Here is a 24,230-nt window from a genome sequence, read left to right as displayed (position 1 = left end):
CTATGGCTATGGAATTAGATTATGACTATCTGGCTAAACTTGTAGAACGTACGCAGATGGGCGACAGTGACGCATTTGCAGAATTGTATACTGCCACCTATCAGAAGCAGTATCGTTTTGCCTATCAGTATACCAAGGATTCCTATCTGGCTCAGGATATTCTTCAGGATGTTTACATTCTGGTACTGAAAAATATTCATACACTGAAGAATCCACGACTTTTCGTGTCATGGCTCCACCAGATTACATTCCGCATCTGTTTCGACACCACTCAGAAGATGAAGCGGCAGGAACAGGATATTCAGTTCGATACATCTGATGAAAAAATTCCCTATCATCGTTGTGTCGATTACAGCACAGAGTCCAATCCGGAAAAATACGCACTTACCAAAGACACACAACAGCAATTGATCAACTCTATTTACTCGCTGCCACAGCAGTTTGCACAACCAATCATCATGCGCTATTACAACAACATGGCGATTGATGAGATCGCAGATGCCATGGACTGCAGCCGCAGCACGATCAAGCGAAGACTCCACAAAGGACAGAAACTCCTGGAAGCCAAGCTCGGCAAGGAGAAAGGAGGGATTAGTTTTGTCTAAAGATAACATACCAACATTTCAGTCAGAAGAATTATCTTTGAATAACGCAGAGATCCCTACACTGGATACTCAGACTGCCAATCAGTTATTGAACAATGTATTCAATGCCTGTGACATGGATCCGAGTTCCATTCCCGTCGAAGTGCTGGAATCGTGGGGCAATTACAAGAAGCCTTCCTTCAGTCTGGGACGTTTTTTGGCGTATATATTTACGATACTTCTGGTACTTTTACCACTGATGTTTATACATCCGACCATTATTGCAGAACGCAAGAACGTTAAATCTGCCACCAATGCAGTCTACGATATTGAATTAAAGACTCTGCTTCCGATCCGCGATGCCAGCGCTGATCTGGACGGGCGTCCGATCGCGCTTACCAAAACCGGCTCTCACAGTTATTCTGCCGAAATCACGCAGAATGGCACGCTGACAATCACCGCCGCATCTGTAAATGGGCAGACTGTCACCAGAACCTATCAGGTAAGCCATCTGGATACAGACAAGCCGGAACTGGTTAATTCTTACTCGCAGGACGGTATCGTGTATCTGGAAATACTGGATACGTTTTCAGGAATCGATTACGATCACATCACCGGTATCACTCCGGAATCAGTTAACACCGACACTGGCGTAATCGCATTCCGCATTCCGGACAATCCGACTACTGTGACTATTCCGGACAATGCCGGCAATGAGCTTACTTTGCTCTTATCTCCGGTCAACTAAATCATTTACAACAACTAAAGGGAGGATCTTGACATGAAGAAAATGACCAGCTTAGCATGTATCATTGTCATTCTGTCAGGCATCCTCCTTTCAGGATGTGGTGGTTCCGGCTCCTCTGAAGCGGATCATTCCGGTCCTAAGCGGGACTCCACACCGCAGGTACTGACACCCGCCGCAGACGGTGCTGTAGTGTACCAGAATGACGTTGCAGCCGTTGATGCCAGCAATACTTCTCAGGGCTATGTGATGGTCAATTACAACGGTTCCTGCGAAAAGGTCAAGCTGCAGATTACAGGACCTGATCAGAACTGTTATACCTACCTGATCACAGAACACGGGAATTATACTGCATTTCCACTTACTGCAGGCAATGGCAGCTATTCCATACAGGTGATGGAAAATATCGGCGGCGATTCGTACGTATTATCGTTAGAGCAAACCGTTGATGTCCAGATTGAAAATGAATTCCTGCCATTTCTTTACCCGAACCAATACGTAGACTTCAAGGCTGATTCTAATGCCGTAAAAAAAGGAAGCGAGCTCGCAGAAGACACCTGGACAGACCTGGAAGTAGTGCAAAATATTTATAACTTTGTAATCAAAAATATTTCTTATGATGAAGAAAAAGCGCAAAATGTATCTTACGGATATCTGCCAAATGTGGATGACACACTGGCTTCCGGAACTGGTATCTGCTTTGATTATGCTGCGTTAATGACTGCCATGCTTCGGTCACAGAACATTCCGACCAAGCTGGAAGTCGGTTATTCCGGAGACACCTATCACGCCTGGATCAGCACCTATGTGGATGACAAGGGCTGGGTAGATAATATTATAGAATTTGACGGGGATTCCTGGCAGATTATGGATCCCACTTTAGGCGCTAATAACGACAGCAAGTCCGTCAAGAAATATGTTGGTGACGGAAGCCACTATGTCGTAAAATATACTTACTGATACTCACTGATATTGGAAAGGAGCAGTTATGTCAGACAAATACATAAAACCACTGTCTAATACAGAAACAGCCGCTTTCTGTTCCCAGATGGCGATGATCTTAAAATCCGGAATTTCTTCCGTAGAAGGTATTTCCATTCTCCTGGAAGATGTCGATGATCCTGACGAGAAGAATCTTCTCACAGCATTGAACGATACATTGATTCAGACAGGTGACTTTTCTCAGTCACTGAAAAGCACAGGTGCATTTCCGGACTATATGGTACATATGGTGACACTTGGCGAACAGGCCGGACGTCTGGACGAAGTCATGGCTTCTCTTTCCGATTACTATGATAAGGAAGCTGCTTTAAATCAGACGATCCGCAGTGCTGTCACTTATCCGCTGATCATGATCCTGATGATGCTTTTAGTTATCCTCGTTCTGATCACCAAAATCATGCCAATCTTTAATCAGGTATTTAAACAGCTTGGCAGTGAAATGAGCGGATTATCCCTCGCTATCTTACAGGCGGGCGAATTTCTTAATTCTCATGCGATCGCCTGTGCCATTGTATGTGCGGTATTGATCATTCTGTTCTTTTACCTGTTCCGCACGGAACGCGGACATCGTACACTTCGTACCTGGGCAAGACATCTGCCGGGCATGCGCACCTTATCAGAACGCATTTCTTCCAGTCGTTTTGCCAATGGCATGGCGCTGACACTTAGCAGCGGACTCACTCCTCAAGAATGTCTGCAGCTCACCTATGATCTGATTGAAGATGATAATTTTCATCAGCGTCTGAAACTCTGTACCGAAGACGTAGCTGATGGCGAAGACCTCTGTGAAGTACTTCAAAAGCGCGGTGTTTTCTCCGGATTGTATGCAAAAATGGCATCACTCGGCTCACGGACCGGTATGCTGGACGAAGTGATGCGCAAGATTGCCGATCAGTACGAGGAAGAAATCAACACCAGACTTTCCGGCGTTATCGCAGCTATCGAGCCTACGTTGGTAATCATCCTGTCGCTGATCGTAGGTCTGATCCTGCTCTCTGTAATGCTTCCACTGATCAGTATTATGGCAGGATTATAAAATCAGAAACGGATAACCCTATATTTCTGAAAGAAAGGATGCGCATACTATGTCTCATCGTTTTACGACAAAATCGCAAACTTCATACATTAGAAATATAATCATTTCTTTAGTTGTTTTTCTCGTTATTTTTCTGTTTTTTTGGATGGGGCTCACATCCATACAGAAAAAAGTGGACGCAGAAGGCATCCAGACTCTGCAGACAGCCGTTACCAGAAGCGTAACCCGCTGCTATGCGGAAGAAGGTTCTTACCCGGAGAGTCTGGATTACCTGAAAGAACACTACGGTCTCCACTACGACGAGAGCAAATATTTTGTAGATTATCAGCCAATCGGCTCCAATATCATGCCTGATATCACCATCATGCGGAAAGGAGGCAACTAGGTCATGAGATTTCATCGTAACAGATCCCATGTGATCGACCTGATCTTCCCTCTGGCTGTACTCTTTGTATTCGCCGCCTCCTCGCTGGTTGTACTGATCCTGTCCGTACACATTTACACCGGACAGACGGAGCAGGCAGAAGCCCATTACCGCACCGATACACCTCTTTCCTACGTTGAAGAAAAGATACGTCAGAACGATGTAGCGGGCAACATCGCTGTCATGACCTTAGACGGTACCGAGTGCCTGGCTTTGAAAAATTCATCCGACGGCATCAATTCTACCACTTACATCTATGTATCCGATGGATGGCTCAAAGAGCTCTTCGTACGTGATGATACCGATGTATCCCTGAATGCGGGCAAGAATATTATCGAAGCTTCGGATTTCAAAGTCGCTGAGCTTAATAACGGCTTATATCGCATTACTATTACCGACACTGAAGGCGTTACAAACAGCCGTATCCTGTCAGAAAGGAGTCACTCATGAATCGAACATCCAATAATCGTTCCGGACTCTTTCTGTTGGAGATTATGATTGCCATCCTGTTCTTCGCTATGGTAAGTGCCGTATGTTTACGCTCCTTTGCCAAGGCGCACACATTAAGCCAGGAGGCTTCGGATATGAACCAGGCTATGTCACATATAGAAAACGTAGCAGAACTCCTGAAATCGGCTGATAGCGCTGTTCTCGACGATTCCGAGCAGACGGTCAATCTCTTAAACACAGAGTATGCTCTGGTATCAGTGGATCAAAAACAGTACACGCTCTACTTCAACAATGACTGGGAGAACTGTTCCGAACAAGAAGCTGCCTATACACTTCTGATTCAAGGCAGTGACCTGAACAGCAAAAATATTCGAACTTACACAATTACCACATCCCGGACAAAGGATGATACTACAATTGATCAGCTTACTTTAGAACTTTATACAAAGAAAGGATAAAAGAAGATCGTATGGACGCTTCGAACCGACGCAAATTTCCAATCACAAATATTGGCTCCGTCACATTGATGATGATTCTGATCGTGCTATGCATGGTTACATTTGCCGCGCTTTCATTATCAACTGCCGTATCCGATCATCAGGCTGCGAAAAAATCCGCCACTCATGTCCACGATTATTATGAAGCATCGAATCAAGCCGAGGAGCAGCTTGCTTCCATTGACGAAGTCCTACAGACTGCATGGCGAGACGCGCCCGACCAGGCATCTTATTATGATATAATCCGTGCTCATTATGCAGATGCTACAGGAGTCTCTTTATCAGAAACAGACTCCGGAATGACTTTGTCCTGGAAAAATGATCTCAGTGACTCACAGGCATTACAGGTCAGTCTCGATGTGCTCTATCCGGCTAATGCGACCGGAGATGCAGCAGATACATCACAAGATACATCTGAAATTTCACAGCCGGTGCTGTACCAGATCTCATCCTGGCAGGTCATTGCAACCCGCGAATGGAACGGTGATAATTCCCTTAATCTCATGAACAAATAGCAAATGCTTATATCTTATAATACACACATATAAGGAGGACTTTATGGATCTCACTACTCAGCAATTACTGAAAAAAGCAGTTGCCCTGCATGCATCCGATATCTTTATCGTAGCCGGACGCCCGGCTTCGATCCGACTGAACGGAAGTATCATCATGGAAAATACCGAACGCCTGATGCCAGACGATACACACCTTCTTCTGAAGCAGATTTATCAGCTGGCCGATGATCGTGATATGGACACTCTGATCCGCACCGGAGACGATGACTTTTCATTCTCTGTTCAGAATCTGTCTCGCTTCCGTGTCAGTGCTTTCAAACAGCGCGGATCACTTTCTGCCGTTATCCGTGTCATTTCTTTTGAACTTCCGGATCGCCGCGAAAGACACATTCCAGAACGCATCATTAATCTTGCCAATTATTCCAAGGGACTTGTTCTGGTAACCGGACCGGCCGGCAATGGTAAATCCACTACACTGGCGTGTATTATTGACCATATTAATCACACACAGGAAAAACATATCATTACATTGGAAGATCCGTTGGAATACCTGCACCGGCATGATAAGAGCATCGTCAGCCAGCGAGAGATTAATGCCGACACTGAGAGTTACGTTACTGCTCTTCGCGCATCTCTGCGACAGAGCCCAGATGTCATTCTCCTCGGAGAAATGCGTGACTATGAGACTACACAGGTAGCCATGACTGCTGCCGAGACCGGTCACCTGATCTTCTCTACACTGCATACCATCGGTGCGGCCAATACCATTGACCGAATCATTGACGTATTCCCACCGAACCAGCAGCGTCAGATCGCAGTCCAGTTATCCATGGTACTTCAGGCAGTCGTTTCTCAGCAATTAGTACCTTCCACCGATGGCAGACAGGTACCTGCATTTGAAATCATGACCGTTACCCCGGCAATTCGCAATATGATCCGCGATAACAAAATCCCACAGATTGACGGATTGATCTATTCCTCTGCGAATAATGACCTGATTTCTATGGACACAAGTCTTCTTGGATTATATAAAGACGGTAAAATTACCGAAGAAACAGCTCTGACCTATGCAACCAATCCAGAGATGTTAAAACGAAGATTACGATAAATCATCAGTAATGCAGAAAGGAGAAGCCGTGCACGAATCACTTCATGCACGACTTCTCCTTTTATTATTGTAATTAGCAATTATTTACTTACAGCTTCTGTTTCGATGATAAACTTCGTACTACCATTCATTCCGTCTTTGATTCCGGCATATGATTTGTAGTTTTCACTGAGCTCTTTCATTGCATCAATTCTTGATGTCACCTTACTGATATCGCCACCAAAAGCATCTGCCAGTTTGTCAATTGCCTCTGACTTATACTCTGCAATTCCACTTGCCAATGTATCTGCTCCGGATGCCAACACACCAACACCGCTCACAAGCTGTTCACCGCCATTCTTCAATGTAGACATACCGGAATTCAGTGTACTGCTCTTCTGATTTAATTCATTAGCTCCGTCTGCAAGCTGACTCACTCCAGATGCTAATGCTTCAACTCCCGTTGTAAGTCCCGGCTGGTCTGCTGTTCCGGTTCCAAGCTTTGTCTGTAATTCATCAATACCTGCACTAACTGCTGCAACTCCACCAGCAACTGTAGCTGTCGGATTAGCCGGATCTACCATTGTCAAAGCTGAAGATGCGGCACTTAACTGAGATGCGGCACCTGACATTCCTTCACTGTACTTGTTTGCTGCATATGCCACTTTTTTGTTCGTCTTATCTGAAGCCGCATTTACCGCACTAGCTATCGCGGTATTTACAGCATCTTTCTGCTCCTCACTCAGTCCAGCCTGGTCAAGACCGGCAGATACCTTACTCTCACTGACAATCTGTTGTTTTTCTTCATTCGTTAATGCTGTCTGATTTGCCAGTCCCTTAATATTTTCACTGGACTTATTCAAGTTGTCTATAGCCGTATTAATGCCTGATGCCACTGTATTAAGTCCACTCTGCACACCAGAAACACCTGTTGCCAACTTGCCAGTTCCTTCTACCGCTGCACTTACGCCATTCTTAACCAGTGCCATATTAGAATTTATAGCATTTGCTCCATCCGCTACGCCTGCGACTCCATCCGTATATGCTGTCACTCCATCTGCCAGCTTATCCACACCGCTGATCAATTCTCCACTCTTGCCGTTCAGTGTGTTTGTACCCTCTGCCAGTTCTTTTGATCCATCTACCAGCTGATTGGTTGCATCTTCCAGTTTATTAATGGAATCATCCAGATCATCGAAGCTGTCTACATCGTCCAGACCGATGCTGTCTAACAAGTTCGCAGATGCCATGGTATAAGTTGCTCCTACACTCACATCCGTTACATCAGCAGTGATCGTTACACTACTTGGAATATCAACATCCAGATTTGAACTATCTAATCCAAGATCCTCACTTAATCCCGGAAATGCAACACCTACAACGATATTTTTATCTCCGTCAGATACGATTTTCCCATTATCGATTGTGACATTCGTATACTCATCTGTCGGAAGCATCATTGCTGTTGCTAAGGTAAATGGAGTATACATCTCTGTCTGTTGTCCATCTACATCTACATTCTGTTTGGATTTGTTCTCATAGTTGATTGTCATCTCCAGTTTTCCGCTCTTGCCGGCCAGATCCTTCGGAGAGATTTCTTTGCCGTCCAGTTTGTAGGTGATGCTCATATTTACCGGAAGCTCTTCGTCTGTAGTTCCCTGATAATAAATGTCTTTTCCTTTTGATTCCCAGACAATCGAATCATCTGATCCTTCTTTATATTTTTCATTACCTTTTACATTCTCTACATCTTCCAGGACTGTTTCGTCATCTACAGAACCTTTTTCGGTATTTTTCAACCACTCTGTAACCGTTGTTTTTTTCACCTTACCGGATGCATCTGCATTTACATACACAGATTCATCTTTGTAAGTTTCTCCGTTACTTTCTGTTGTTGTATCGCCAAGGACAGTTTCCGCTGCCTCTTTCAAAGTCTCTGTATCTTCCTCTTCTGCCTTCACTTCTGACATGGACTTCTGTTCAAATCCATAAGTTCCTGCTCCAACCGCAGCAAGCACTGCTGCCATTGATCCTGCCATGACACGTTTACTCAATTTATTTTTCATGATGACTATCCCCTTTCTTTATGATGCACTCGGTGTACTTTCTAATTGTTCTTGCTTAAATCCCTTCGTTGTCTTGATGATCACTTTATCAAATATCATGAACATTGCCGGCAATATAAGCAGAACGACAACCGTACTGATGACTGCTCCTCGTGCTAACAATGTACAGATAGATCCGATCATCTCTACCTTTGAGTAGCAGGCCACACCAAATGTTGCTGCGAAGAAACTCAGCCCACTGCTGATGATAGACGGCATACTTGTTCTATGTGCAATGCCAATTGCTTCCATCTTATCTTTTCCTTTCATACGCTCTTTCTGATAACGTGTGGTCATCAGAATCGCATAGTCTACGGTAGCTCCCAACTGGATCGCTCCGATAACAATGCTTGCTACGAACGGAAGACTGATCCCCTGATAATACGGGATTGCCATATTTACAAATATCGCAAACTCAATAACTGCTACCAATATGATCGGTAAGGATATTGATTTGAATACCAGTAAGATAATGATAAATATTGCTATGATTGATATCGCATTGACTCTTACCAGGTCTACATTAGTTACATCCTCCAGGTCTTTCATCAATGGTGCTTCACCGATGACCATTCCGGTATCATCGTATTTCTTTACAATCTTATCAATCTGTGCAATCTGTGCATTCACTTCGTCTGTCGCTGACTCATACTTGGAGCATACAAATGCCAGTTCATGATCATCACTCTCGAGCATGCTCTTGACATCATCCGGGATCATAGAATCAGGAACTCCGGCACCTACCAGAGAGTTCATTCCCAATGTCCATTTCACACCATCGACATCGTCAATCTTCTTGAACATTTCCTCTTTATCTTTTACACTCATACCTTTATCCAGCATGATGATATGCATATTGCTGAGGTTAAAATCTTTTTTCAATTCATCATTTGCAATGTTACAATCCAATGTACTCGGAAGCGACTGTGCAATATTATAATAAATCTTTGTATGGTTATTACCGTAAATTGCCGGGAACAACAATACCAGGAAAATAACGATCCAGGCTTTATAATGTTTTGTAATAAATGCAGATGGCTTATCGAGATTGCTAAGTAACAACTTATGTCTGGTCTTTTCAATCGGTCCATCAAATACCAGTACCAGTGCCGGAAGAATTGTTACGCAACAGATAACTCCGACTAATACACCTTTTGCCATTACGATACCGAGATCTCGTCCCAGTGCAAATGTCATAACACACAGTGCCAGGAATCCTGCGACGGTTGTTACAGAACTTCCTGCAACAGACTTGAACGTGTTGGATATCGCATGTCCCATGGCTCTTTCTTTATCACCCGGGAATCTTAGTTTATTTTCCTCATAACTGTTCAGCAGGAAAATGGAATAATCCATTGTAACACCAAGCTGTAATACCGCGGTCAACGCTTTTGTAATGTATGATGTCTCGCCAAGAAAAATATTACTTCCTAAGTTATACAAAATTGCGAGACCGATACTTAATAAGAACAGAAACGGAACTATGAAAGATCCAGATGTAAGTTCCAATATGATCAGACTTAATACCGCTGCAATCACGACATATATAGGCAACTCCTGCATTGCTACGTTCTTAATATCGGTTACAACACCGGTCATACCGGCGATAAAACACTGCTTACTTGCAATCGATCTGAGTTCTGTGACTGCATTCATTGCATCATCGGAAGATGTTGTATTATCGAATAACACCAACATCATCGTAGCGTCTCCCTCGAAGAATGATTCTCTCAAATCCTTTGGAATCATTTCTACCGGAAGGCTGATGTCTGCTACATCGTCGTACCAGAGAACATCTTTGACATGATCGACTTTTTCAAATTTCTCTTCCAGTTTCTGTACATCTTTCAGATCCGTATCTTCTACTACGACCATGGAGAATGCTCCCATGCCATATTCATCTACCAGAATATCCTGTCCCTTAACCGTCTCAAGATGCTCCGGCAGATAGCTTAACAGATCATAATTTACTCTTGTCTTAGCCATTCCGATGATTGATGGGATTATTAACAGGAATCCGATAAGCAGAATTAAGACCCTCTGCTTGGCTATCCATTTACCTACCTTAACCATGATGTCCACTCCTTTATTTATGACCGGTAGTCATTTTTATTACACTGGAACTATACTCCCACAAAAAGCAATAGTCAACACTATTTTTGACCTTTTTTGACTTTTGGTCATTTTTTAAACATTCGCCGTTCTGAAGTGCTCTTAATTGTTCAATTTTTCATCTGGGACAACTAATATATCATTTGATTTTATACGCAACAAAGCTGCCGCACTAATCGAATAGTGCGACAGCCTTGTTACTAATTTATCACATTTTTATAAAAGGGTATCTGATATCTTTGATTATGCTTCCGGTCCTGCTGATACCAGTGCCTTACCAGCTTCATTACCTTCATATTTTGCGAAATTCTTTACGAATCTTGAAGCAAGATCCTTTGCCTTTGCTTCCCACTCAGAAGCATCTGCATAAGTATCTCTTGGATCCAGAATTGCAGGATCTACACCTGAAAGTTCTGTCGGTACTTCGAAGTTGAAGTATGGGATCTTCTTAGTCGGTGCATTCTTAATGTCTCCGTTCAGGATTGCATCGATGATTCCACGGGTATCCTTGATAGAGATACGTTTACCTGTTCCATTCCATCCTGTATTAACAAGGTAAGCCTTTGCTCCACTCTTCTCCATCTTCTTAACAAGCTCTTCTGCGTACTTGGTTGGATGCAGTTCCAGGAATGCCTGACCGAAGCAAGCTGAGAATGTAGGTGTAGGCTCTGTGATTCCACGCTCCGTACCTGCAAGCTTAGCTGTGAATCCTGACAGGAAGTAGTACTGAGTCTGCTCCGGTGTCAGTACAGATACCGGCGGAAGTACACCAAATGCATCTGCTGACAGGAAGATTACGTTCTTAGCTGCCGGTGCAGAAGAAATCGGACGTACGATATTCTGAATATGGTCGATTGGGTAAGATACACGAGTATTCTCTGTCACACTCTTATCAGCAAAGTCAATCTTACCATTCTCGTCCAGAGTTACATTTTCAAGCAATGCATTTCTCTTGATCGCATTGTAGATATCCGGCTCAGATTCCTTATCGAGGTTGATAACTTTCGCGTAGCATCCACCCTCGAAGTTGAATACACCGTTGTCATCCCAGCCGTGCTCATCATCACCGATCAGCAGACGCTTAGGATCTGTAGACAATGTCGTCTTACCTGTTCCTGACAGACCAAAGAAGATAGCTGTGTTCTCACCGTTCAGGTCTGTGTTAGCTGAGCAGTGCATTGCAGCCATGCCCTTCAGCGGCAGGAAATAGTTCATCATAGAGAACATACCTTTCTTCATCTCTCCGCCGTACCATGTGTTCACGATTACCTGCTCACGGCTTGTAATATTGAACATAACAGCTGTCTCAGAGTTCAGTCCGAGTTCTTTATAATTCGTTACTTTTGCTTTAGAAGCATTGTATACAACGAAGTCTGGTTCAAAGTCCTTCAGTTCTTCTTCCGTCGGCTTAATGAACATATTAGTTACGAAATGAGCCTGCCATGCTACTTCTACGATAAAGCGGATTGCCATACGAGTGTCCTTATTTGCTCCACAGAATGCATCTACAACATAGAGTTTCTTATTAGAAAGCTCCTTCACTGCTAACTCTTTTACAGAATTCCATGCTTCCTGTGTAGCCGGATGGTTATCGTTCTTGTATTCCTCAGATGTCCACCATACGGTGTCCTTAGAATTCTCATCCATTACGATAAATTTATCTTTTGGAGAACGACCTGTGTAAATACCAGTCATAACATCGACTGCACCAAGTTCACTGACCTGTCCTTTCTCATATCCTGTAAGTTCCGGTTTCGTTTCTTCCTCAAACAGAGTCTCGTAGGAAGGATTATACACGATCTCGGTTGTTCCTGTAATGCCATATTTGCTCAAATCAATCTTCGCCATGTCCAATACCCCTTTTCTTTCGATATTATTAGTGTCATACCAATGTGGAAAATGTTTCCTGCTTTTCCCTTATCCTAATTATATGGATATTTTTTATAAAATCAAGTCAAAAATGAATTTTCAGACATCTTTTCTTGCGTTTTTTGCTATTTCAATAGATATTTAATGATATTCCGGTCTGTTTTTGAAAGTTTTCACATGCATCCATAGCAATTATTGTTCTATTTGTGCCCCAATATGTTCTCCCATCTTCACCAGAGTCTCTGCATGTTCTCTGGTATTGGTGCGCAGATCCTGATCTGGTATCACCTTCCCAGGCTCCGTCATTACGATGATCGTTGAACCGCCGAATTCAAATCTTCCTTTTTCTTCACCTCTGTGCACATCACATGGCTGTTTCACATAATTGCAGATCTTCCCCACCATCAGTGCACCGACTTCCATCGTAAGTACCGTTCCGAGTTTTCTCGTCTTCAGCAGACAGTATTCTCTGGTATTCATCTTATAGATCGGATAGCAGTCATTTGCCACCGGATTCACCGTATGAAGCACTCCCTCAATCCTTCTCCCGGAAGATCTGTAGCCATCTGACACATAACAATAACGGTGATAATCATCCACTGTCAGACGGATCACATAGATCCAGCCGCCCATATACCGGTCAGCCAACTTGTCATCCTGGAGAAGCTGACGCACCGTATAAGGCGTATGTTTAATCCGAAATATGCCATTTTCCTCAATCGGATACACACTCACTTTACCGTCACTCGGACTAATCAGCACATTCTCCCGCATATCAGCCGGACGCTCTGCTGCCCGTATTCTTCTGGTAAAGAATTCATTATAAGACGCAAATTCCTGCTTCTCATAGATGGACAGGTCGATTCCATTACTTTTCACAAATGGACGAATCCCCAGCTTCGATATCCGGGTATTCAAAAATGCCCCGCCTATGCGGGACACTATTGGTGACAGAAGCGGACGGATCAACAGTCTGGTCACAGCATGTCCATAGACAAATGCAAGCAGTCTGTCCTGTCCATTCTCTCCATTATATTCATTTCCTTTACGATCTCTGTATCTCATACTGACCCCCATCATTTACCAGACATGTAGTCCACGAAGCACTGCCAGTGCCACAATGATAACCATGATAGTCTGTCCCAGCTTTTTCGGCTTACGGAGTCTGAAATTCGTAATAAATAAAAGTCCAATAACCAATACCAGTGCATGCAGCGCAATAATAAATTCTCGCTCCAACAGCGGACGGAATACAACCAAAATCGGGAGTGCAATTGCCATAGAAGTGATTGGCAGGCCCTGATAACATTCTCTGTTTTCCTCTGTTTCATTCTGGCGGATCTCTTCGGACACGTTAAACCATGCCAGACGGATCAGTCCTGCCAACACATAGAACATAAGAATCGCTATGCCTACAATGTGATTCATTCCCATGCGATATGCGATCAACGACGGAGCCACACCAAAGCAGATGATGTCTGCCAGCGAATCAATCTGAATACCAAAACGTTTCTCCACTTCTGTGCGGTTCTTTTTTGTCCGGGCAATCTTGCCATCAAACATATCACAGAATCCAGATACTGCCAGACAGACGACTGCCATTTTCGGACAGCCATTCAAGGAGAACAGCATTCCTCCCATAGATATCAACACACTCACATAAGTCAACACTACTGTGTAATCATAAACTCCTAACATATTAATCCTCTTCTCTTCTTCCTATTGTAAAGTTTGCCACGATCGTAAATATCGCACTGATAAACAACTCCGTGTAATAGCCAAGTCCCCGGCTTAAGATCATACCCGGAAGTAATAACTGGCTTCCGAATATCGGTAAGAATATTCGAAGGAACAACTGCTCGCTGATTCCCATGCCTCCCGGAAGCGGCAGCATATCCACTGCTACTGCGATCGTTCCCTGCAAGATCACAATAACCACCGCTGACGTTCCCGACAAACCAAATGCACGATATACAAACCATGTTGCTGCAAATAACGCAAATCTCTGGAATACTGTAATTCCAAATACTTCTATCAATACTTTTACATGTTCTTTCAGATATACCGCTGTTGCCCGGTACTGGTCCATCGATGCCTCCAGCTTCTCAAGTCTTGATCTGCGCGGCTTCATCAAATGCATTTTCTCTATAAGGGCAAGTCCCTTTACCACAATGTCTCTTGCAAGCACTGGATGAAATACCAGAATCAGCATCGCCGTCACACAGAATACGTTCAATGCCGTGCCCAGATAAAATACATGACGTACATTCCACAGATATGCGTGAATAAATCCCTGCCCGAATATCGTCAGCGCCACACCAATCACAACGAGTACCAACTTATATGTAATCGTCACGATCATCAGCACCAGTGTAGACACCGGAATGGGGATCTTCTCTTTCTTCATATAATAAATCTGCGCCGGCTGTCCCCCCGAAGCAGACGGTGTGATGCAGCTAAAGAAAAATCCCACCGATGAAAACAAAAAACAGGTTCTCTTTTTCAGACGTATCCCAAGTGTATGCATCATATAATAAATGATAATGGATTCTCCCCAGATAAATACCACAACGCAGACAACGCCCGGTATCAGCCACAGGGGATTGACCGTTTTTATAATCTGTGCAATCTCTCCCAGGTCTTCTCCATGGAATACTCCATAGATTGTTCCAACAAAAACCACAAGCAGAAATACCACATTAAATATTGTTTTCTTTTTATTTTCCATTCTTCTTCCCACTCAATCTTCCGGCAATCCAACCGGCTACGGTCTCCGTAACTTTCTGCAGGAGCTTATATCCGTCCCTCCGGTTGCTGATATAGCAGACAAGTTCTGCCAGCAGGATTCCGCCGGCTACATCGATCAGCACATGCTGTCTGAGCGCCAGCGTCGATACAAATACCAATACAGCGATAAACTTCGATATCCATTTATACCACTTCGGAATGCGGTCACATCCACGCAGACCAATGCAGCACATCCAGCTCACCAGACAATGGATCGACGGGAACAGATTCTGCGGTGCATCCCATTGATATAGCGCTCTTACAGCCTGCGTCCAGATATCATGACCGATCAGTTCCGGTCTGGTATTGGTCGTCGGAAATACCACAAATATCACCAGACAGACCAGTCTGGAACAGATATCCGCTGTAAAGAAACGATACCTGTGCTCGTCTCCCTGTGCCGAAATAAGCAGATAATTAATCACCCAAAAAATATAACACCCTAAATACACAACAATAAACGGTGGTAAAAATGGCACCAGATCATCCAGATTTCCCGAAAGATTATATGCCGTTCTTCCCACCGTAAATAACGGTGCTCCCCAGTATACCATACAATTTACTGTAAATGCCATAACTGGTGGCAGCAACGTACAGAATATTCTTTTTGTATCGATCTCTTTTATATTTATTTTTTTCATATCTGCTATTGTAACAGGTATGAAAGAAATAACAATGCTTTTTTGAATATCTTAATAAAACTTGAGAGATTCCTTAAGAATTTTCATCTATTTTGTTATCCGCAATCAAAAATTGATTATAAGATGCGAAAAACCTGTTCCACTGTATCTGAAAGATTTCTTCTCGCATTCTGTGTATTCATTGCCTCTTTTTTAGTAGTGATGTTTCTGATAATCGGAAAAAAAGCATCAATTCCTTTGTCATTACACTCTCGGGCACCATCAGATACTACGCCCGCGAACGCTAATACTTTTAACTCCTGATATTTATGTGCAAATCGCGCAACTCCGATCGGAGCTTTTCCCATTGCTGTTTGAGAATCAAGACAACCTTCCCCTGTGATTAATACATCCGCATCTTTCAGATCTTCTTTAAATTTTATGATATCCAGAATCAATTCAATTCCCGGTATAAGCTCAGCATGCAGAAAACTCAAAACTGCAAATCCTAATCCTCCAGCTGCTCCCGCACCCCTGAACTTTGAAAAATCTTCACCGATATGCCTTGACGTGATTTGTGCATAATGCTCCATATCACGATCAATTTTATTCATAAGTTCATCAGGGATTCCTTTTTGTGCCCCATATACATAAGTAGCACCCGTTAATCCACACAACGGATTTTCCACATCACAAGCCACCCGAAACCTGCACGATTTTAATATTTGGAGAATTTTGTCATCAGAAATTGAAGCGATAGCTCCTAATCCCTCTGCACCTCTGCTTACTTCGCAACCTTTTGAATCTCTAAATTCCCATCCCAGAGCCTGAAGCATTCCTACTCCTCCATCATTTGTGGCACTTCCTCCCAGCCCTAATATAAAATCACGGCAGCCACGAGTAACTGCATCTTTTATCATTTCACCCAGGCCATACGTAGTTGCTGTTAAAGGATTCCTGTTATCTGGCTCAACAAGAACCAGCCCGGCTACGGCAGCCGTTTCTATTACAGCCATATTTTTTTCTTTTATATACCCATAATATGATTCTATCTTTTCATTATTCGGTCCTGTCACGGTTATATTAACTTTTTCTCCTCCCAGCCCCTCCATGAGTGCCTCAACAGTGCCTTCTCCTCCGTCCGCCAAAGCTCTTACCACAACTTCCGCATCCGGATACACTCTCAATACCCCTTCTTTGACCGCATTCCCAGCTTCTCGTGAGCTCATACTACCTTTAAACGAATCAACAGCAACGACCACTTTCATATCGATTACCTCCACTTTATCAAATCATTGTAAATTGCTGTAAGTACGCCTTCGCCGCTTTGTTAAAAAAATATATCACACGTCCTACACCCAGCATCGAGAGAACCGTACCCAGACCGATTCCCATCAGTGGATTACCAAACGCCAACCCAATTGCCAACGAACAAACCACACAAAAGGCATCAAAGCAATTCTTACAGAATCCCAGTTCCCTGTTAAATCGTTCTGCCAGACTGCTTACGATACCATCGCCAGGATTGGGAATCAGATTCATATCCACAGTCATAGCTGCACCGATACCTGTAAACAGAATCCCCAACAGCAACACTACCAGATCTTTTATAAAAACTCCGCTTTCATAACCGATCACATATTGGAATAACGCCATAAAACGAGTGAACACAATGCTTACCACTACCTGAAGCGCATCAATCCATCTCCGGTTTTTCCCCTTGATAAAAAACTGTGCCACAACCAGCACACAATAAGCAATCAGTGTCAGGTTCGCAAAATTCATCCCGGTTCCCTGACTGATCGTGTATGGCACAGACACGATTGCTGATGCTCCAAGACCTGCCTGCGTATTCAATGTAATCCCTAATGCTAACAACACCATTCCGAATAAATATATTACAACACGCATACTCATCTGTTTCTTTTTCGTTGAATCCAAATTCAAATTAATCATCTCCCAGTATTAAAGTTTTCTGAATAATCATAGCTTTATATCTGATCATTTGTCAACTTTGCATTTCTTTTATGCTTTGCCGCATGATTCTCTCTAAAATGCTTACCCTTTGCAATATTGAGCAATTCCGGTAGCAGTTAAAGGTCTTTGATAAGAACAGCGTGTAGGCATTTTGTTTGATTAACAACGATTTAATTAAAATATTTTCCAACCTCTAAAACATCAAAAAATCCTATTGACATTACTACATAAAACGCCTACACTGTACTTATCGAATAAGTACACTTATTACGATAAGTACACGCAGTGAGGTGAGCAAGTGGAGATTATCATAAGTAATAGCAGTGATAAGCCTATCTACGAACAAATCTGTATGCAAGTAAAAAGTTTTATTATGGACGGCACATTATCCGCTGGCGAAGCGCTACCTTCTATGAGAGCTTTAGCAAAAGATTTGCATATAAGTGTTATTACCGTTCAGAGAGCATACGAGGATTTAACAAGAGATGGATTTATAGAAACTGTATCTGGAAAAGGCAGTTTTGTAGCATCACAGAATAGGGAATTTATTCAAGAGGAACAGTTACGAATTGCTGAAGAACTTTTACAAAAAGTCGCAGAAATTGGTCGATCACATGGCATTAGTCTTGAGCAAATGACGAATATCCTAAAACTATTTTACGAGGAATAACGAGAGGTGACAGGTATGGATAACAACATTTGGGTGCAGAATTTATGCAAGCAATTCGAAGATTTTTCTTTGGACAATGTTTCGTTCAAAGTCCCTAAAGGCAGAATTGTAGGCTTTATTGGCGAGAATGGTGCAGGAAAAAGCACTACTATCAATCTGATATTAAATGAACTAAACAAAGATAGCGGACAGATACAAGTCTTTGGAATAGACCATACAATTCCAACTATCAAAGAAAATATTGGCGTTGTTTTTGATGAATGTAATTTTCATGATGTGTTTACAACCGCAGATATTGAAAAAATCTTGAAAGGAGTTTATAAGACATGGGATAGTGACCTTTTTTCACAATACTTGAAAAAATTCAAAATCCCGACCAAGAAAACGATTGGCACATTTTCTAAAGGCATGAAAATGAAGTTGTCTATCATTTGTGCTATGGCACATAGACCTAAACTGTTGATTTTGGACGAAGCAACAACAGGTCTTGACCCCGTTGTGCGTGATGAAATATTAGACCTATTTTTGGAATTTATCCAAGATGAAGATTGCTCTATCTTCTTTTCGTCGCATATTACTTCGGACATACAAAAAATTGCAGACTATGTGATTTTAATTCATCAGGGAAAAATCATTTTCGAGGAACAGAAAGATAATCTTGTTTATAATTATGGCGTGGCAAAGTGCGGAAAAGAAAAATTTGCACAGCTTTCCTCTGATGATTATATCATACACCGAACTACAAATATGAGCGTGGAGTGTCTTGTTCATGACAAGGAAGCATTCAAACGAAAATACAAAAACATCATTGTAGATAATGCCACATTAGAAGATATTATGCTTTTCTATGTGAAAGGAGGTACATCATGCGAGGATTGATTTATAAAGATACATCCATTTTCTTCAAAAGCATTGACAAGAAACTTATTCTGATTGCAGTAGCGGCTATTGTTCTGCTTATCTTCAACACAGGAATTTATGCTGGCTTATTTGCTTCTGTTATGTTTGCAATGACAATCGGTATGCAAAATATTATGGGTTTCGCAAGTGATGAAAAGGCGGGCTGGAAAAAATATCAATTAACTATGCCGATAAGCAGTTTTACTGTTGTTGCGAGTAAATATGTTTCCGTACTATATACTGTTGCAATCAGCATTTTAGGCAGTATTACGTTCAACGGTTTATCCAGTGTGATTTTTCAAAACTTTGATATGCTTATCTGGCTATTTTCGATTGTTGCAGCAGTTATTATCCCATTGATATGGACAGGAATTTGCTTGCCATTAACTTATTGGTTTGGTTTTCGTTCTGCACAAACTATGGGATTGATTGTGGTAATCCCCATGTTTTACTTTGTAAAATATTTTGAAGATGGACCGGGAATATCTGCAATGTTGAACTCTACTTACTCATATATGATAGTTGCCGCTATTGTTTCAGTAATAATTTTCGGAATTTCATTAGTAGTAAGTACCATTGGATATAGCCAAAAGAATTGAAGAGAATTAGAAAAGAAATATCCATAAATAACCAAAGGGCGACAGTCAAAATGCTGCCGCCCTCTTTTTTAAGTATAAATCAATTCTTTTAACACAATCTCTTCTGCTGCATTTTGGATATTATTTACAGCTCCAACCCACACCATCTGATCACGAGCTTTCAATTCTTCCGTAACGCCTTGCTTCTCCATCATCTGACGCACCAGAATACCCATCCTCTCCTGTGCTTCATCGTCCACAGCATTCAGATGTTCTGTTAATCTGTCTTCCAACATATACAGTGAATACATTGCCGGACGATGCTCTTTCAGATACGTTTTCCGCATCATTCCATATTTCCCATAATGCGGTTCTTCATCTGTACTGACAAGATTCGGATAGTAAATTCCGTGTCATCTGGTTTTTATTGGGACAAAAGAACTACCGTCTCCACATGGACCGACATCGGAAACATATCTGTCGCCTTCACTTTCCTGATCTCATACCCGTTCTCCCGCAGATACTTCACATCTCGTGCCAGTGTTGCAGAATCGCAGCTCACATATACAATCCTCTCCGGCTCCATCTGAACCATGGTATCAAGTACACTCTGTTCGCATCCTTTTCGCGGCGGATCGACTACGATCACATCTGCGTGCGCATGTTCTCCCGGATGCTCTTTGGTATAATCCGCATAGTATCCCGGCAGCACTTCTTCTGCCTTACCCACGAAAAATTCAGCATTAGTCAGCGCATTGATCTCTGCATTCTTTTTCGCATCGTCAATTGCCTGCGGAACGATCTCTACACCATAGACCTGTTCCGCTTTCTGTGCAAGGAAGAGAGAAATGGTTCCGATTCCACAGTACAAATCCCACACAGTCTCGTGACCGGTAAGTCCTGCATATTCTAACGCAGTTCCATACAGCACCTCGGTCTGCACCGGATTCACCTGATAAAAAGAAAGCGGTGATATCTGGAACTTTACTTCTCCGATATAATCTGTAATATACATCTGTCCCCACAGAAGCTGGATCTTCGTTCCCATGATGACATTCGTCTTCTCGCGGTTGATGCTGCAGGTAATACTCGTCATCCCCGGTATTTTTGTAAGTCTCTCCACCAGCTTCTCGCTATGTGGAAGTGTCTTTCCATTGATAACGAGGCAGACCATGATCTCGCCTGTACGGAATCCATAACGGATCAGTACATGGCGCACCAGTCCACTGTGATTTTCTTCATTATATGGTTCGATATGTTCCACCTGCATAAATTCCAGAATTGCGTCCAGGATTTCTTTATTCTCTTTTACCCCCAGTACGCAGTCACGCTCCGGCACCGGAATGATCTGGTGTGTCCTGCCTGCATAGAATCCGGCAGTCAGCTTTCCATCACGGTCTCTGCCAATCGGAAACTGTGCTTTATTGCGATAACGGAACGGCTCTTTCATTCCTGCTGCCGGTTCCATAATCTCATCCAAAAGTTCCTCTGGAATACCGCCCAGTCGGATCAGATTGTTGCGCACCTTGTTATGCTTAAATTCCAGCTGTTTCTCATAGTTCAATGCCTGTATCTGACAGCCTCCACATTGTCTCGCCACCGGACAGACAGGCTCTACTCTGTCTTTTGATGGCTGCAGTATCTTCATCAGGCGTGCATAACCATAATGCTTCTTCGCCTTCATGACCTTCACTTCTGCCACATCACCAATAACCGCATCCTTCACAAACAGCGTATAGCCGTCTACCTTACCGATGCCTTCGCCGCCGACACCCATATCTTCAATTGTAACTGTTGTCAGATCATTTTTCTTCATACTCATCGTCTATTTATATACTCTTATCCGTCTACTTTTCCAGACTGCTCTTTCTGAGATTTGTCTCAAACAGTCGGTTATATCCAGTCCATTCTTTATCTTTCATATTCTTGCTGTCTTTGAAGATCTCAGTCAGCGTCTCCATCTTGGCATCTGCACAGTCTGCAAAGTTTAGGGCAAATGCTTCCGGCAATGCCGGTTTCTTCGGCGAGCCATACTCCAATTCTCCATGATGTGAGATGATGCAGTGCTTCAGTTCATTGGCCAGCTTCTCCGGAAAATCCGGGATCTCACGAATCGCATCATTTACCATCTCCACGCCAATCACAATATGTCCTAATAACTGTCCTTCATCCGTATAATCATTCTTTGGAAATGCGGACAGCTCTTTCACTTTGCCGATATCATGACACATTGCTGCGGTATACAGCAGATCACGATTCAGGATTGGATATGCGCCAACCATGTATTCACACATCTTCACAACACTTAATGTATGTTCCAGAAGTCCTCCTGCGAATCCGTGATGCACACTCTTCGCTGCGGAATGTCCCTTAAACACCTTTACAAATTCCTGATTATTTACGAAATAATACTCCACCACCTGTTTCAGATAAGTGTTGCCGATCTGTTTCCCGTAATTCAGAAGTTCCTGGTACATGGTGTCTTCATTCTTCTCAGTCGTCGGCATGTAATCTGCCGGATTATATTCATCCTCATATGCCTTGCGGATCTGACGGATATTCAACTGAAGGGCATTATTATAGCTGGTCACTTCACCGAACACCTCGATAAAGTCCAGCTCATCATAATCTGCAATCCCACTTGAATTCGGATCCCACACCTTACCATCCAGCGTGCCGGTCTTATCCTGCAAGATCAGATTGTCATATGGCTTGCCATTTCTCGTCTCCGCCGAACGCTTCCCTTTACACAAATACACATTACGAATTGTCTCGCCCTCACAGAGGGTATTGATATATCTCATGATAAATTCTCTCTTTCTATTATGTTCTTCTGATTTTATAAATGCTCATAACAGGTCTCATCTGAAGCTTCCTACAGTCACATTATACTGCACATCCACATAACCATCGGTTCCCTTCCGCATTCCCTTCACACGAATGCTGTCACCGGTCTTCTGCTTCATCAGCACTGTATGATATGCCGACAATGTTGTCACCGCTGTCTTAGCAACTTCCGTGATCACATCGCCGCTCTGGATACCTGCTTCCATAGCCGGTGAATCTGCTTCCACTTTCTGCACATACACACCTCGTGGTATTCCCTGGTCACTGGCAATTTCCTCCGTAACAGACACGCCGGTAATTCCAAGATACGGTACCGTCTCACCATTTGACAGACATTCGATCATCGCTTTCAGATCCGAAATCCCATACGCTGTTACCGTTGCCATATCTTCATCTCTGGCTGCTGCATCGATCATGCCAACGACCTCGCCGTTTACGTTAAATAATGCACCTGTTCCATCCGATGTACCGGAAATGTCAGTGCCGATTACCTGGTATTCCCCATCGGTACGGTTCTTTTCTGTACCGGATGACGCAATAACTCCATAACCGATAGAATCTCCATAACCAAACGGATCACCCATAGCAATAACCGTATTCCCCTGTTCCGCAGTTCCTGTACGTCCAAGAGTAGCCACCTGTATCTTCTCCGCCGTAGACGCCGCAAGACTGCTCTTATGCACTGCATACACAGCATATCCAAGTGTTCCGTCGCTCTGCTTCACACCTGCCTCATAACTTCTGCCGTCTGCAAATGTCACTTCTACAGCTTCTTCCCCCTGACATACTCTGTTGCTTCCAAAGACCAGGTATTCCTGACCATTATCCGCTATGATCACGCCAGTTACGCTATCCGTACCCGCCGCATCTGTCTCATCTGCTCCTGTTATATTCTCCGCATCAACGGTGTCATCTGCAGCTACCGATATTCTGGCCATACTGTATTTTGCCTTGTCAGCGATCTCTGTCAGGGCTGCACTCATCTCCCGGTAATGATCCATGCTCACTACAAGTGACTGTTCCTCCTCAGTTGTGGCTGTATTCCCTTCATCTTCCTCTTCTTCCGGAATTGTTATCTCATTAGGATCTCCAAGCATCAGATCTTCTGCCCATGGTTTTAGCGCAAAAAAACCAAGACTGGCCGCCATACCAAATACCAGTCCCAGAGCTGCACACTTTATGATCGTACTTTTTCCGATTCTGCCCCGCTTCTTCTCGTCCTTCAAGGTCTCCTGCAGAAACTCATATTCTTCATGTTCTGTCCCGGATTCACCCTCTCTGTCTCGCGGATCACCGTGGTTCTCCATGCTGTTCGTCTCCTTTAACAATTCTGCTATCAGTATACAATATTGCAGAATAATGTTCAATATTTATCCTTTTCTTTAAACCTCAAATACGTTAGAATAAAAAGGAATTAACAGGAGA

General features: G+C 43.1%; 25 protein-coding genes. 12 read left to right on the top strand and 13 right to left on the bottom strand.

What is annotated here, in order from left to right:
- Positions 1–2 precede the first annotated feature (2 nt).
- The 9 genes from DWZ93_RS06685 (at position 3) to DWZ93_RS06645 (ending at position 6,361) form a co-directional block, all read left to right on the top strand.
- Complete coding sequence (locus DWZ93_RS06685; protein WP_118452373.1) at positions 3–605, top strand: RNA polymerase sigma factor; 603 nt, start codon at positions 3–5, stop codon at positions 603–605.
- Complete coding sequence (locus DWZ93_RS06680; RefSeq protein ID WP_118452372.1) at positions 598–1,332, top strand: hypothetical protein; 735 nt, start codon at positions 598–600, stop codon at positions 1,330–1,332. The genes DWZ93_RS06685 and DWZ93_RS06680 overlap by 8 nt, the downstream gene beginning before the upstream one ends.
- A 33-nt stretch (positions 1,333–1,365) precedes the next feature.
- Entirely contained in the window at positions 1,366–2,289 is a 924-nt protein-coding gene (locus DWZ93_RS06675) for a transglutaminase-like domain-containing protein (RefSeq protein ID WP_118452371.1), read from the top strand.
- Positions 2,290–2,317: 28 nt separating this feature from the next.
- Entirely contained in the window at positions 2,318–3,367 is a 1,050-nt protein-coding gene (locus DWZ93_RS06670; protein ID WP_118452370.1) for a type II secretion system F family protein, read from the top strand.
- Positions 3,368–3,539: 172 nt separating this feature from the next.
- Positions 3,540–3,752: a hypothetical protein gene (locus DWZ93_RS14965; protein WP_243061165.1), complete on the top strand. Its 213-nt coding sequence runs from the start codon at positions 3,540–3,542 to the stop codon at positions 3,750–3,752.
- 3 nt (positions 3,753–3,755) lie between these two features.
- Positions 3,756–4,241 (top strand): DUF4860 domain-containing protein, encoded by a 486-nt coding sequence (locus DWZ93_RS06660; protein WP_118452368.1) that lies wholly within the window; start codon positions 3,756–3,758, stop codon positions 4,239–4,241.
- Positions 4,238–4,699: a type IV pilus modification PilV family protein gene (locus DWZ93_RS06655; protein WP_118452367.1), complete on the top strand. Its 462-nt coding sequence runs from the start codon at positions 4,238–4,240 to the stop codon at positions 4,697–4,699. Before DWZ93_RS06660 ends, DWZ93_RS06655 begins: the two co-directional genes overlap by 4 nt.
- 11 nt (positions 4,700–4,710) lie before the next feature.
- Positions 4,711–5,253 (top strand): hypothetical protein, encoded by a 543-nt coding sequence (locus DWZ93_RS06650; protein ID WP_118452366.1) that lies wholly within the window; start codon positions 4,711–4,713, stop codon positions 5,251–5,253.
- 43 nt (positions 5,254–5,296) lie between these two features.
- Positions 5,297–6,361: a type IV pilus twitching motility protein PilT gene (locus DWZ93_RS06645; protein WP_118452365.1), complete on the top strand. Its 1,065-nt coding sequence runs from the start codon at positions 5,297–5,299 to the stop codon at positions 6,359–6,361.
- An 80-nt stretch (positions 6,362–6,441) separates the two neighbouring features.
- On the opposite strand, the gene DWZ93_RS06640 is transcribed toward DWZ93_RS06645, so the two are convergent.
- The 9 genes from DWZ93_RS06640 to DWZ93_RS06600 form a co-directional block, all read right to left on the bottom strand.
- Positions 6,442–8,406, bottom strand: coding sequence for a hypothetical protein (locus tag DWZ93_RS06640; protein WP_118452364.1), 1,965 nt, complete (start codon positions 8,404–8,406; stop codon positions 6,442–6,444).
- An 18-nt stretch (positions 8,407–8,424) separates the two neighbouring features.
- Positions 8,425–10,518 carry an efflux RND transporter permease subunit gene (locus DWZ93_RS06635; RefSeq protein WP_118452363.1) on the bottom strand — a complete coding sequence of 698 codons (2,094 nt, stop codon included), beginning with the start codon at positions 10,516–10,518 and terminating at the stop codon, positions 8,425–8,427.
- A gap of 282 nt (positions 10,519–10,800) precedes the next feature.
- Positions 10,801–12,405 (bottom strand): phosphoenolpyruvate carboxykinase (ATP), encoded by a 1,605-nt coding sequence (gene pckA, locus DWZ93_RS06630; RefSeq protein WP_118452362.1) that lies wholly within the window; start codon positions 12,403–12,405, stop codon positions 10,801–10,803.
- 213 nt (positions 12,406–12,618) lie between these two features.
- Complete coding sequence (locus DWZ93_RS06625) at positions 12,619–13,491, bottom strand: phosphatidylserine decarboxylase (RefSeq protein ID WP_118452361.1); 873 nt, start codon at positions 13,489–13,491, stop codon at positions 12,619–12,621.
- 15 nt (positions 13,492–13,506) lie between these two features.
- A complete protein-coding gene (locus tag DWZ93_RS06620; protein WP_118382939.1) occupies positions 13,507–14,124 on the bottom strand; it encodes a CDP-alcohol phosphatidyltransferase family protein in 618 nt (205 codons plus the stop codon).
- Position 14,125: 1 nt separating this feature from the next.
- Positions 14,126–15,154, bottom strand: coding sequence for a lysylphosphatidylglycerol synthase transmembrane domain-containing protein (locus DWZ93_RS06615; protein ID WP_118452360.1), 1,029 nt, complete (start codon positions 15,152–15,154; stop codon positions 14,126–14,128).
- Complete coding sequence (locus DWZ93_RS06610; RefSeq protein ID WP_118452359.1) at positions 15,144–15,854, bottom strand: phosphatase PAP2 family protein; 711 nt, start codon at positions 15,852–15,854, stop codon at positions 15,144–15,146. Before DWZ93_RS06610 ends, DWZ93_RS06615 begins: the two co-directional genes overlap by 11 nt.
- Before the next feature lie 116 nt (positions 15,855–15,970).
- Entirely contained in the window at positions 15,971–17,101 is a 1,131-nt protein-coding gene (locus DWZ93_RS06605) for a glycerate kinase family protein (protein WP_118382936.1), read from the bottom strand.
- A 19-nt stretch (positions 17,102–17,120) separates the two neighbouring features.
- Positions 17,121–17,780, bottom strand: coding sequence for a YczE/YyaS/YitT family protein (locus DWZ93_RS06600; RefSeq protein ID WP_243061163.1), 660 nt, complete (start codon positions 17,778–17,780; stop codon positions 17,121–17,123).
- A gap of 328 nt (positions 17,781–18,108) precedes the next feature.
- On the opposite strand from DWZ93_RS06600, the gene DWZ93_RS06595 reads away from it, so the two are divergent.
- The 3 genes from DWZ93_RS06595 to DWZ93_RS06585 are packed head-to-tail and all read left to right on the top strand — an operon-like array spanning position 18,109 to position 19,979.
- Positions 18,109–18,480 carry a GntR family transcriptional regulator gene (locus tag DWZ93_RS06595; protein WP_118452358.1) on the top strand — a complete coding sequence of 124 codons (372 nt, stop codon included), beginning with the start codon at positions 18,109–18,111 and terminating at the stop codon, positions 18,478–18,480.
- Positions 18,481–18,495: 15 nt separating this feature from the next.
- Positions 18,496–19,359: an ABC transporter ATP-binding protein gene (locus DWZ93_RS06590; protein ID WP_118452357.1), complete on the top strand. Its 864-nt coding sequence runs from the start codon at positions 18,496–18,498 to the stop codon at positions 19,357–19,359.
- Entirely contained in the window at positions 19,347–19,979 is a 633-nt protein-coding gene (locus tag DWZ93_RS06585) for an ABC-2 transporter permease (protein WP_118452356.1), read from the top strand. Before DWZ93_RS06590 ends, DWZ93_RS06585 begins: the two co-directional genes overlap by 13 nt.
- 68 nt (positions 19,980–20,047) lie before the next feature.
- Here DWZ93_RS06585 and DWZ93_RS06580 read toward each other — a convergent pair whose 3' ends face one another.
- The 4 genes from DWZ93_RS06580 to DWZ93_RS06565 are packed head-to-tail and all read right to left on the bottom strand — an operon-like array spanning position 20,048 to position 24,112.
- A complete protein-coding gene (locus DWZ93_RS06580) occupies positions 20,048–20,365 on the bottom strand; it encodes a TnpV protein (protein ID WP_118452355.1) in 318 nt (105 codons plus the stop codon).
- 17 nt (positions 20,366–20,382) lie between these two features.
- On the bottom strand, positions 20,383–21,774 hold the full coding sequence (gene rlmD / locus DWZ93_RS06575) for a 23S rRNA (uracil(1939)-C(5))-methyltransferase RlmD (protein ID WP_118452438.1): 1,392 nt from the start codon (positions 21,772–21,774) through the stop codon (positions 20,383–20,385).
- A 31-nt stretch (positions 21,775–21,805) separates the two neighbouring features.
- Entirely contained in the window at positions 21,806–22,762 is a 957-nt protein-coding gene (locus DWZ93_RS06570) for a 3'-5' exoribonuclease YhaM family protein (protein ID WP_118382931.1), read from the bottom strand.
- A 57-nt stretch (positions 22,763–22,819) separates the two neighbouring features.
- The gene (locus tag DWZ93_RS06565) at positions 22,820–24,112 is read right to left on the bottom strand and encodes a S1C family serine protease (RefSeq protein WP_118452354.1); all 1,293 of its coding nucleotides are present in this window, start codon (positions 24,110–24,112) and stop codon (positions 22,820–22,822) included.
- Positions 24,113–24,230 lie beyond the last annotated feature (118 nt).

This window comes from Dorea sp. AF36-15AT, from assembly GCF_003477705.1.
In the GTDB taxonomy this organism is placed as follows: Bacteria; Bacillota; Clostridia; order Lachnospirales; family Lachnospiraceae; genus Claveliimonas; species Claveliimonas ammoniilytica.
Note: the sequence above shows the minus strand (reverse complement) of the source record. Positions and strands in the feature narration are given on the sequence as shown.